This window comes from Erythrobacter epiphyticus, assembly GCF_034653295.1.
GTDB lineage: Bacteria > Pseudomonadota > Alphaproteobacteria > Sphingomonadales > Sphingomonadaceae > Erythrobacter.
The window spans coordinates 221,091-232,775 of sequence record NZ_JAYEEU010000008.1; the positions used below are offsets into that span (position 1 = coordinate 221,091).

The 11,685-nt window shown below is 64.6% G+C and carries 9 protein-coding genes; 6 read left to right on the top strand and 3 right to left on the bottom strand.

The window, feature by feature from the left end; translation table 11 throughout:
* The first annotated feature begins 30 nt into the window (after positions 1–30).
* Positions 31–1,050, top strand: coding sequence for a LacI family DNA-binding transcriptional regulator (locus tag SOQ14_RS10575; RefSeq protein WP_322898070.1), 1,020 nt, complete (start codon positions 31–33; stop codon positions 1,048–1,050).
* A 65-nt stretch (positions 1,051–1,115) separates the two neighbouring features.
* Here the strand turns inward: SOQ14_RS10575 and SOQ14_RS10580 are convergent, their stop codons facing one another.
* Both SOQ14_RS10580 and glk read right to left on the bottom strand, forming a co-directional pair.
* The gene (locus tag SOQ14_RS10580; RefSeq protein WP_322898071.1) at positions 1,116–3,887 is read right to left on the bottom strand and encodes a phosphoenolpyruvate carboxylase; all 2,772 of its coding nucleotides are present in this window, start codon (positions 3,885–3,887) and stop codon (positions 1,116–1,118) included.
* The gene (gene glk / locus SOQ14_RS10585) at positions 3,884–4,864 is read right to left on the bottom strand and encodes a glucokinase (protein WP_322898072.1); all 981 of its coding nucleotides are present in this window, start codon (positions 4,862–4,864) and stop codon (positions 3,884–3,886) included. The genes SOQ14_RS10580 and glk overlap by 4 nt, the downstream gene beginning before the upstream one ends.
* A gap of 289 nt (positions 4,865–5,153) precedes the next feature.
* Here glk and folE point away from each other — a divergent pair, with 289 nt between their 5' ends.
* From folE to SOQ14_RS10600, 3 genes are all read left to right on the top strand, one after another.
* Positions 5,154–5,777 carry a GTP cyclohydrolase I FolE gene (gene folE, locus SOQ14_RS10590; RefSeq protein WP_322898073.1) on the top strand — a complete coding sequence of 208 codons (624 nt, stop codon included), beginning with the start codon at positions 5,154–5,156 and terminating at the stop codon, positions 5,775–5,777.
* 99 nt (positions 5,778–5,876) lie between these two features.
* Positions 5,877–6,371 carry a c-type cytochrome gene (locus tag SOQ14_RS10595; RefSeq protein WP_322898074.1) on the top strand — a complete coding sequence of 165 codons (495 nt, stop codon included), beginning with the start codon at positions 5,877–5,879 and terminating at the stop codon, positions 6,369–6,371.
* Positions 6,372–6,377: 6 nt separating this feature from the next.
* On the top strand, positions 6,378–7,070 hold the full coding sequence (locus SOQ14_RS10600) for a cytochrome b/b6 domain-containing protein (RefSeq protein WP_322898075.1): 693 nt from the start codon (positions 6,378–6,380) through the stop codon (positions 7,068–7,070).
* A 62-nt stretch (positions 7,071–7,132) separates the two neighbouring features.
* On the opposite strand, the gene SOQ14_RS10605 is transcribed toward SOQ14_RS10600, so the two are convergent.
* A complete protein-coding gene (locus tag SOQ14_RS10605; protein ID WP_322898076.1) occupies positions 7,133–7,612 on the bottom strand; it encodes a peroxiredoxin in 480 nt (159 codons plus the stop codon).
* A 162-nt stretch (positions 7,613–7,774) separates the two neighbouring features.
* Between SOQ14_RS10605 and ahcY the strand changes: the two genes are divergently transcribed.
* Both ahcY and SOQ14_RS10615 read left to right on the top strand, forming a co-directional pair.
* Complete coding sequence (gene ahcY / locus SOQ14_RS10610; protein WP_322898077.1) at positions 7,775–9,205, top strand: adenosylhomocysteinase; 1,431 nt, start codon at positions 7,775–7,777, stop codon at positions 9,203–9,205.
* Positions 9,206–9,312: 107 nt separating this feature from the next.
* On the top strand, positions 9,313–11,679 hold the full coding sequence (locus SOQ14_RS10615) for a PAS domain-containing sensor histidine kinase (RefSeq protein ID WP_322898078.1): 2,367 nt from the start codon (positions 9,313–9,315) through the stop codon (positions 11,677–11,679).
* Positions 11,680–11,685 lie beyond the last annotated feature (6 nt).

Genomic DNA, 11,685 nt, shown 5'->3' on the forward strand with positions numbered 1-11,685 from the left:
GTTTTAATCGACACGAGAACGGCGGGACAGATGACCATCGACAGGAACAGGCGTCCGACATCCTTTGACGTGGCCGAACGGGCGGGCGTGAGCCAGTCGACCGTCAGCCGCGCCTTGTCCGGTTCGCCCGTGATTGCCGAGCCGACTCGCAGCCGCGTGATGAAGGCCGCCGAAGAGCTTGGCTATTTCGTCGATGAACGCGCCGCGCGCCTGCGCCGCGGATCAACCGGCACGCTCGCCGTGGTGGTGATCTGCCGCCCTGGCGATACGGCGGGCGAGATCAACCCCTTCGCCTATGCCCTGCTAGGCAGCGTGTGCCTGGCCGCGTCAGAGCGCGGGTTTGAAACGCTCGTGTCGTTCCAGGCTCAGCACAACACCTTTTTCGGCCATTATCAGGAACACGGGCGCGCGGATGGGCTGGTGGTGATCGGCACCACCACCAATCAGGCGGCGTGGGATTATTTCCGTTCGCTGGAGGCCGAAGGCCGCCGCGTGGTCTATTGGGGCTCGCCCTTCGAAGAGCTCGAATGGATCCGTTCGGATAATCACGCCGCGGGGCGGCTGGCGGCGCAGCATTTGTTGCAGGCGGGCTATCAGCGCCCCTGTTTCATGGGCGCGCTTGATGGTTCGCAACGCCAGTTTGCCGAGCGCTATGAAGGCTATGCCGCGGCCATGCGTGAGGCCGGGCGCGAGCCGATCCTGATTGTCCCGCCCAAATCGCCGACGCGCGAGGAAGAAGGCCGCCGGGCGGCGCGGCGGCTGGTGGCACGGCCGGACGGGATCGATGCGGTGTTCGCAGCTTGTGATGCGATGGCGCTCGGCGCGCTCGAAGCCTTTGCCGCGGCTGATCTGATGGTGCCGCGCGATATCGGGGTGATGGGCTTTGATGATCTGCTGGCGGGGCGTTTCAGCCGCCCGCCGCTGACGTCGCTTGGCCCTGATCCGGCCGAAGCGGGCGCGGCGCTGGTCGAAGCAGCGCTGGGCGGGGACGGCGAGAAGCGCCGCCGCGTCCCGGTGTCCCTGATCGCGCGGGCAAGCACGGCGCGATAACGAGGCATGTGGCGCTTCAACTCCCCTCCCTCAAGGGATGGGATAAGAAGGTGCTGTCGCCGTCGTTACCCGTGCGCGCCGAATTCATTGGCGATGGCGGTCGAAATCCGGAGCGACAGGCGATAGGCAGCCTCGATCGGGGCGATGAAATCGCGCTCGATCGCGCCATAGCCTTCCTCGCCGCCATCGGGATAATCCGACGGCTCGGCGAGGGTAAAGTCGCTCGGCCCCGGCACCCGCACCGGGAAGGCACGGCGCAGCTGCGCGAGCGCTTCCTCGATCCGCAAGGTCATGACCATTTCGATCACGTCGCTGCGGCTGATATCATTGGCGCGGCTGAAGGCTGGGATCGCGACCGCTTTCAGGAACATGTGTTGGAGCAACGCGAGCCGGAGCGCCTGCAACACGCCGATGCGGCGGCGCACCGCCTCGCGATCGGGCTTGGGTGTTTCCTGCGGCAGCAGTTCGAGCAGCCGGTGCAGCTTGATCGCATCGATTCTGAGCCGCGAGGTCAGCCGCCGGAACACCCCGGTGCGATCATCGCCGACCAGATATTCGGCCAGCGCTGCACACGGCGCGGCGAGGTGCGGTTCGGTGCCGCGATAGGTGCGGCTGGCCCAATAGGCGGAATTGAACAGCTCGCCAAAGGCTGCCACCGTCTTGATGCTGGCCAGCGCATTGGCCGCGCGCACCAGCCGGGCGATCTGCCGCCCGCGTGGACTTTCGGCCAGCAGCGCGGCGATATCCTCGCGGTTGCTGTCCGCCGCGCTGCCAACGCCTGACAGCACATTCACCGGATACCCCAATTGCTGGAGGATCGCATTGTGCGGGATCGCGCGGATCTGCCGCAGGCTCATCTCGCGGTCGGCGTTGATGTCGCTCTGGCGGCGCGACACCCGGCTGCCGGTGGGATTGAGCAGCCCGAGGCCAAAGGCGGTGATGGCGCGCGCATAGGTGCGGCTTTCGAGGTGATGCCGCTGGTGATCCTTGATCGCGCGGTAGAAATCGAGGCTGATATCGGTGCGTTGATAGAAGGGATCGGGCGGCGCGCCCGTATCGGTTTCGGCAGGCCGCAAGGCAGCAAGCCGGGTGAGGGTGGCGAGCGCGAGCGCGGGCGTGGCAAAGAACAGATAGCCATCGCCGCCCTGAAAGCTTGCCTCGGGCTCAAGCCGGATACCTGCCCGGGCAAAACGCCGCCGTGCCCAGGGCGATAGCGGCCATTCGAGCCGGTCAGCCATGCTTGCCGGATGCGCGCCGCGGCCCATGCTTTCGCCATGGGTGTTGAAGATCAGCGCGGCCACATCGCTGAGGCCATTGGCGGCCATGGCTTCGGCGAGGCGACCTTGCAGGCGTTCGATGGCTAGGCTGGCCGGGATCTGCCCGACAAAGCGCCCGGCATCGGAAAAGCCGGTCTGGATGGCGACGCGGCCGCGCGCCCTCGCGTAATCGCGATAGGCCGGTTCGGCGAGCAGCGCGTCGAGAAACCGCCCGCCATGTTCGAGCGCGGTCTCGGTCTCGAACAAGGGCGAGATGTCGACCATGTGGGCGACCCCGAACAGCTTGGCGAAATAGAGCGCGGCCAGCATAGTGGAGGGCTGCTCGCATTCGGCGACCAGCATGCGGATCGGCGCATCGGCATCAATATGCTTGAGGATCTGCGCCATCGCGATGAACTGGCGGATCGCGGTCGAGCTTTCGGTGGCAAGCGCGGCGAAATTGCTGCGCAGCGTGCGCGCATCCTCGACCATGCGGCGCAGCACGGTGAGCGCGCTCTTGCTGGCGAGGTCAACGCTTTCCTCACCCGCGGGCAAGCGGCGGCGAATGGCGTTGTGCAATTGCTTGGCATTCACTCGGAAATGAATCCAGCCGATGCCGAGCCCGTCCGCGCGCATCGCGGCGGCCAGCGTGAGGAGCGCGGCTGCGCGATCATCAGCCGCGTCAGCCGCTTCGCTTTCGAGCCGGGCGATGATCGGGGCAAGGCTGAGGAGGTTTTCGGGCGCGGATTGGGTCAGCGCATTGGCTGCGGCGGCGAGCGCTGTGCCATCGGCAACATCGCGCTGGAAATCACCGGCGCGCGCTGCGGCAAAGGCGCTCGCATCCGCCAGCACGCTGACAAGCGCGTGATTCGCAGCGATCGCGGCAAGGCTTGCGGCATAGCTTGCGAGCCGCGCGGCTTTTTCTTCAAGCCTGAAGGCAATCGAGGTGTGCCAGCCGATATCGGTGCGCCCGTCCATGTCGTAGCCGACCCAGCTTGCGAAGCGGAACGGCATCGGGCGAAAGGCGCGCCACTGATCGGGCCAGCGGCGCCGCGCCTGTGCGAAGAGGCGCGCGACAAGCGTATCGCGCGCGGCCCCGGCGCGGGTGATGGCGGCCATGGCGGCGCGGTGTTCGTCCGCAAGGCTGACAGTCCTCGGCGCGCCCGGCGCTGTGCAAACCGTCTCGTCGATCGTGCTCTTGACCGACGCTGCCTGCGCGACCGCGTCAGCCTGTGCCTCGGTCAGCAGGAAGGTGGGATGGGCGGTGAAAACCGCGTGGATCTGCGGGCGTTCCCAGCGGGCGCGGAAGCTGTCGAAATCTGCATCCTCGCCGCCCGTCAGGATAGCGGTGTCGCCATCCATCGGCCCGACCAATCGTCGCAGATGCTCTGCCCGGCTGGTGAGACCATCGCGTTCGAGCGCGCTGACCAGCGCATCAACTGCTGCAAGATCAAGCGATCCGCTTTCCAACTCGCGCGACAGATCGAGCGAAAGCTGGAACACCGGGTTGAACAGCGGGGTCTCCGCAGTGCGGCGGTGCAATTCGCCAAGCCGGCTGGCGAGATCGGCAGGGGTTTTCATGGCGATACCCCATGCTCTTCGGCAAAGGCGGCCGCCGCGCCGAACAGGCCGGGTTGCGGGTGGACGATCAGCTTGACCGGAATGCTCGCCATCAGGCTTTCAAACCGCCCCTTGGCGCGGAACCGCTGGGCAAAGCCCGAGGTGCGCAAGGTCTCGCGGATGCGGTAACCAAGGCCGCCGGCAATCACCACACCGGCAAAGCCGCCCTGCGCGAGGGTGATGTCCCCCGCGACCGAGCCGAGCGAGAGACAGAAACGATCGACCGCGGCGGCGGCCAGGCTGTCTGATCCGTCCTGACCGGCTGTCCAGATCTCGATCGCATCGCGTTCGGGCACGGCGCGGCCTTCAATCGCGGCGAGCGTCTGGTAGATATCGACAATCCCCGGGCCTGCCACCACCCGTTCAACCGACACGCGGTTGTGGCGCTTTCTGAGCCGCGCAAGGATCGCATCCTCGATGCTGTCGAGCGGAGCGAAATCAATGTGCCCGCCTTCGGTGGCTTGCACCCGGTAGGCCGCGCCGTCGCGCCAGACATGCGCCACGCCCAACCCGGTGCCGGGGCCGATCACGCTGATCGTACCGCTGGGTCGCAAGGGCTCATCCGGCCCGGCCAAGTGCAGGAACTGGCTGTCATCCGCCCGCGCCACGGCGTGGGCGACTGCGGCGAAATCATTGACGAGCGTAAAGCGATCGACGTCCAGCTTGGCGGTGATCAGCGCCGGACGGATGATCCAGGGATTGTTGGTGAAGCGGATCACCTCGCCGCCCACCGGCCCGGCAATCGCCATGCTCACCGCGCGCGGCAGCGTGCCGCCATTGCGGGCGCGGAAGGCCTCCCATGCGGTCTGGAAGCTGGCATGATCGGCGGTGTGGAGCGTTGCCGGTTCGCCCAGCGTGATCGCGCCCGCGCTGCTGATCGTGGCTATCGCAAAGCGGGCATGGGTGCCGCCGATATCGACCACGACCAATTGTGTCATCGCGCTGTGCCCCTCCCGTTTGTGGCTTGCGTCGCACCCTAGCAGCAGCCGGAGGCAAACCCCAAGGGGGCGCATACTTATTCAGATTGGCCCTGCCAGACGGCCATTTTCTTTGCCGCGAGGGGATGGATTTGCCAGTTTTCACCTTATGTTGGGAAGGCAAGCAAAGTTAACCAGATTGTAATTGCCGGGAACGCGCCACAGCTCTGCGGGTTTGGTTCAGCGGGAGCGGGCATTGACAGTGCTGGCACAGCGCTCGCCCGTTGGATGCTGAGAAAGACTGATCACGATGAATTATATCTGCGCTCACGATCACGACGAATTCGATCCTGATAACCCCTTGGGCAAGCCCGATGTGCCCGAAGATGTGCAGGATGCGATCCGCACGCTGCTCAAATGGGCCGGCGATGATCCCACCCGCGAAGGCCTGCTCGATACGCCGAAGCGCGTAGGACGGGCATGGCTCGAATATTGCGAGGGCTACAAGGAAGACCCCGCCATCCACCTCAGCCGCCAGTTCGAGGAAGTGGGCGGCTATGACGAGATCGTGCTGCTCAAGCACATTCCCTTCCAGTCGCATTGCGAGCATCACCTTGCGCCGATCACCGGCAAGGCATCGATTGCCTACCTGCCGAACAACAAGGTGGTGGGCATCTCGAAGCTCGCCCGCGTGCTGCATGGCTTTGCCCATCGCCTGCAAATCCAGGAACGGCTCACCGCCGAAGTGGCGCAGTGCATCTGGGACAATCTCGAACCGCACGGCGTTGCCGTGGTGATCGAAGCCCAGCATGGCTGCATGACAGGGCGCGGGGTCAAGACCCACGGCGTCGAAATGGTCACCAGCCGGGTGCTCGGCTGCTTCATGGATGATCATCGCAGCCGCAAAGAAGTCATGAGCCTGATGGGCTACTGACCGGCGCTCGGTGATCCGGAATTTGCGATGGGGCGCGATCCGGCATAGGCTGCGCCCATGCTGATGAGCTCCCATCGCATATCGTCAAGGAGAACGCCCATGATCCGAACGCTTGCCCCGCGTCTTGTTGTTTCCGCCACCTTGGCCGGATTGCTCGCCGCCTGTTCCAGCGAAGCCCCGGTCGATGCGCCGGCAGCGGCGGCCGAACCTGCGGTGATTGAAGAGCGGCAGGACAATTTCGAGGCGATCGGCGATGCCTTCAAGGCGGTGCGCGGCGAGCTGGAAAAGGATGCGCCCGATTTCACCCTGATCGCCGCCAAGGCGAGCGATATCAACACCCGCGCGGCCAAGATTGAAGGCCATTTCCCCGCTGGCACCAGTGTCGATGATGGCTTCGACACCGAAGCACTAGCCGCGATCTGGCAGAAGCCCGATGATTTCAAGGCTGCTGCCCAAAAGCTCGTCGGTGAAAGCGCCAAGCTGGCAAGCCTTGCGGGTAAGGGCGACAAGGCGGCGGTTGGCGCGCAGGCCATGACCATGGGCGGCGCGTGCAAGGGCTGCCATGACAACTTCCGGCTCGACGACAAGAAGTAAGCCTGCATGAACGCGCCGCGCGGCACCAGCCCGGCCACCGAGCCCGACATCCGGGTATGGGATCCGCTGCTGCGGGCCACCCATTGGAGTTTTGCGCTGCTGATCCCCGCGATGTGGTGGACGGCGGAGAACTCCAAGTGGGCCCTGCACAAGCGGCTGGGCCTGGTGCTGCTCGGCATTCTGGTGTTTCGGGTGCTGTGGGGTTTCCTCGGGCCGCAGACGGCACGCTTTGCCAGCTTTGTTGATGGTCCGCGCACCGTGATGGCCTATCTGCGCGGCGAATGGGCTGATGCGGCGACCCGTATCGGGCATTCACCGCTCGGCGGGTGGAGCACCGTGGCACTGATCGCTGCGATGCTGGCGCAGGTCGGCATGGGCCTGTTTGCCGGCGATCCCTATGACGGGATGACAGGGCCGCTCAATCCACTGGTCGGCGTTTTGACCGCCGATACCATCACCGAATGGCACGAGACCTTCTTCTGGGTGGTGGCCGGGCTGATCGGGCTGCACCTTGCCGCGATCACATGGTACGCGGTCAAAGGAGATGATCTGCTCAGCCCGATGGTGAGCGGTGACAGGCCGCCTGTCGCAGGCGTCACCGGGATCGGCCCGCTACCGTGGCTGCGGGGGCTGCTCGCGCTTGTACTGGCGGCGGGCTTTGCCCTGTGGGTGGCCTATGGCGCGCCGCCGCTGACCTGAATGCAAAAGAGGCGCGTCGTTGCCGCGAAACGCCTATTTTCCAGTGCCTTGGAGCGAACAGCTCAGAGCTGGCCGAGCATGTGCTCCGCGCTCGAAACCTTGAAGTCGCCCGGCGCTTCGACATTGAGCTGCTCGACCACGCCATCATTGATGACCATCGAGAAGCGCTGCCCGCGCTTGCCCATGCCAAAGCCGCTCGCATCCATGGTCAGGCCGAGCGCTTCGACGAAATCGCCATTGCCATCGGCCAGCATGGTGATCGCATCGCTGCCAGCCGCCTTGTTCCACGCGCTCATCACGAAAGCATCGTTGACCGCGGTACCGACGATTTCATCAACGCCCTTGGCTTTGAGCTCGGCAGCTTTCTCGACAAAGCCCGGCAGGTGCTTGGCCGAGCAGGTCGGGGTGAAGGCACCGGGCACCGAGAACAGCGCGACGCGCTTGCCCGCGAAGAATTCGGCTGCGGAAACTTGCTGCGGGCCTTCGGGGCCAGCCTTGACGAGCGTGACATCGGGCAGTTTGTCGCCAACGGAAATGGTCATGCGAAATGCATCCTTTGCAAGGGGTGAAGTACGGCGCTCTCTATAGCGGCTTGCCGTTCACTGGCAACAAATAGACATATAAAGATAAGTTTATATTTGCTTCGCAAGCGGCCTGTCGCTAGGGGCGAGGGCAACATCCCAAGCTACGCCCGGAGATACCCCATGGCCACTGCCGCAACCACTGCTGCCCCGACCCACGAATACATCATCAAGGACATCAGCCTCGCTGAATTCGGCCGCGATGAAATCATGATCGCCGAAACCGAAATGCCGGGTCTGATGGCGCTGCGCGAAGAATATGGTGCTTCGCAGCCGCTCAAGGGCGCGCGCATCACCGGCTCGCTCCACATGACCATCCAGACCGCGGTGCTGATCGAAACGCTGGTGGCGCTGGGCGCCGAAGTGCGCTGGGCGACCTGCAACATCTTCTCGACCCAGGATCACGCGGCCGCCGCCATTGCCGCTGCCGGGATCCCGGTGTTTGCGGTGAAGGGCGAAACGCTTGGCGAATATTGGGATTATGTCGGCCGCATCTTTGACTGGGCTTCGGAAGCCGACCCGGATCTCACCTGCAACATGATCCTCGATGATGGCGGCGATGCCACCATGTTCGCGCTGTGGGGCGCACGCATCGAAGCGGGCGAGGAAATGGGCGCACCGACCAACGCCGAGGAAATCGAATTCCAGCGCGCGCTCAAGGCGTTTGTCGCCGCCAAGCCCGGCTACCTCACCAAGACTGTCAAGGCGATCAAGGGTGTTTCGGAAGAAACCACCACCGGCGTGATGCGCCTTTACCAGATTGCCAAGCAGGGCAAGCTGCCGTTCCCGGCGATCAACGTGAACGACAGCGTCACCAAGTCGAAGTTCGACAATCTCTACGGCTGCAAGGAATCGCTGGTTGATGCGATCCGCCGCGCGACCGACGTGATGCTCGCCGGCAAGGTTGCTTGCGTCGCTGGCTACGGCGATGTCGGCAAGGGCTCGGCCGCTTCGCTGCGCGATGGCGGCGCACGCGTGATGGTGACTGAAATCGATCCGATCTGCGCGCTGCAAGCCGCGATGGACGGCTTTGAAGTTGTCACCATGGAAGAAGCGGTCAAGCGGGCTGATATCTTCGTGACCGCGACCGGCAACGAAGACGTCATCACTGCCGAGCACATGATGAACATGAAGCCGATGTCGATCGTGTGCAACATCGGCCACTTCGACAGCGAAATCCAGATCTCGGCGCTGTCGAACTACCAGTGGAAGGAAATCAAGGCGGGCACCGATCTTGTCACCTTCCCCGATGGCAAGTCGATCATCATCCTCGCCAAGGGTCGTCTGGTGAACCTCGGCTGTGCCACCGGCCACCCGAGCTTTGTGATGAGCGCAAGCTTCACCAACCAGACGCTCGCCCAGATCGAATTGTTCACCAAAGCGGATGAATATCAGAACGATGTTTACGTCCTGCCCAAGCACCTCGATGAAAAGGTCGCGGCGCTGCATCTTGCCAAGCTTGGTGTGCAACTGACCCAGTTGAGCAGCAAGCAGGCCGATTACATCGGTGTGCCGCAGGCCGGGCCGTTCAAGCCGGATCATTACCGTTACTGATCCACACGCGCTTTCATGCGTGATTTCGGGGCTTGCCAGCGCATCCGATTGGGGGTGCGCTCGCAAGCCCCATTGCATCCGGGCGATGGCCCGCATAGCTGCATGATATGGAAATTTCTGCGCTCGCGCTGATCGGGATTGCGCTGCTGCTGGCTGGCTGGACGCTGGCCGCTGCGGTGGTGATGCTGCGCGCCAGTGCAACAATGCGGCGCACCCGTGCGCTCAGGAGCACGCAGGCGCGGTTGCAGCACCTGCTTGATGTCGCCCCGGCCTTGCCGCTGCTGGTGCGGGTCGATGGCCGGATCGAAGCGCCCGACAAGCTTGCCCGCCTGCTCGGGCTCGAACGGATGCCGAAATATCTCTCCGAACTGGCCATTGGCGATAATGATCCGGCAAGCGGTGCCTTTTCGAGCGATCAGATCGCGCTGCTCACCGCCAAGATCCAGGCGACCCAGAAAAGCGCAGCGCCATTCCGCATCACGCTGACCCCGCCGCGTTCGAAACGCTCGCTCGCGCTGCATGGCATGCTGGCCGATCCGCAGGTCTCGCCTTCGGGCGCTGCACTGGTGTGGGTGTTCGATTTTACCCAGAGCCACGAGGAAATGGCCCGGCTGCGCGCCGCCACCCGCCGCGCCGAGAGTGATTTTGGCGCGCTGGTCGGGCTGATCGAGGCTGCGCCCGTCCCGATGTGGTTCCGTGGCAGCGATATGCGGCTGCAACTGGTCAACCAGGCCTATGTCGATGCCGTCGGGGCGGCGAGCGCGGTTGATGCCGTGGCAAGCCAGATCGAATTGCTCGAAGCCGAAAATGGCCGTTCGCCCGCCGATATTGCCCGCCGCGCGCTGGAGGCGCAGGGCAAGCAGGAACGGATTGTCGCGGCCACCATCCACGGTGCGCGCCGCACTCTGCGGGTGAGCGATCTGCCGATCGGGAACGAAGGCGTGGCAGGCTACGCCATCGACATCGAGGAACAGCAGCAGGTAAAGCGCGATTTCCGCGCCTTCCGTGATGCGCAGCGTGCGATCCTCGATCAGCTTTCGGTTGGCGTTGCGCAGTTCGATGCCGATGAAAAGCTTGCCTTTGCCAACCGCCCGTTTCGCCGCCTGTTCGAGTTGGGCAAGGATCGCTTCGCGGAAGGCACCACGTTTGAACGCTTTCTCGCCGATGCGCGCGAACAGGGGCGCACGCCGGAAGTGCGCGATTTCCCCGAATGGCGCCGCGAACGGGTGCAGTGGTTTGCGCTCAGCGACATGCAGGAAGAGGCCTGGCCGCTGCCCGGCGGCACGCACTTGCGCGTCGTCGTCCAGCCGCTCCCCGATGGCGGGCTGGTCATGCTGGCGGAAGACCGCACCGAAAGCCTCGCGCTCTCGGCGGTGCGCGATACCTTGCTGCGCACCCGCACCGCCACGCTCGACAGCCTGTTCGAAGCGCTGGCGATTTTCGCGCCCGATGGCTCGGTGCAATTGTGGAACCGCAGCTTTGCCGGGACCTGGGGCCTTTCCAGCGAATTCCTCGATACCCATCCCAGCGCCGATGGCTTGCTGACCGCGATCGGCCGCAATCTTGTCCACCCTGAAGATGCCGAGCAGATCGGTGCCGTGGTGCGCGCCGCCACGCTCGACCGGCGCGAGAAGGGGGGGCTGGTCGAGCTTGCCGATGGCCGCACGCTGCGCTTTGCCGGAGTGCCGCTGCCCGATGGCAACGGGCTGCTGACCGTGCTCGACATCACGGATTCGCAGAAAGCCGAAAAGGCGCTGCGCGAACGGGCCCTGGCGCTCGAAGAAGCCGATGCGGTCAAGGCGCGGTTTCTCGCCAACATGTCCTATGAATTCCGCACCCCGCTCACGACGATCGGCGGCTATGCCGAGCTTCTCAAGACGCAGGTTGCGGGCGAAAACCGCGACGAGGTTGTCGAATATGTCGATGCGATCCTCGCTGCGGTCGAGCGGCTGACCGAGCAGGTCGAGAATGTGCTCGATCTCTCGCAGAGCGAAGCGGGGCTGCTGCCGATCAGCAAGGAACGCGTCGATCTGCTGACGTTCCTGACCAAATTGGTGCGCGAGCGCGAAGCGGCGATTCTGGCGGGCGGGCTCAATCTCGATCTCAAGGGGCGGCGCGGGCGGATGGTCGAGATCGATCCGCGCCAATTCGGGCGTGCGCTCGGCAATCTGCTCGACAACGCGATCACCGGCACCCCTGAAGGCGGCCGGATCGTGATCGAGTTTCGCCGTCCGACGGATCAGGCGCGCTGGAAGGTCGAAATCGGGATTGCCGATAATGGCCGCGGCATGAGCGCCGAGGAATTGCAGCAAGCCGCCCAGAGCGGGGTGGTGATCGGCAAGGATGGCACGCCGCAGCGCCGCAGCGGGCTGGGCATTCCGCTCGCCCGCCAGCTGATCGAGGCGCATGATGGCGAGCTGGATCTCGTCAGCCGCAAGGGCGCGGGCACCACGGCGGTGATCCGCCTGCCATGAGTTCGG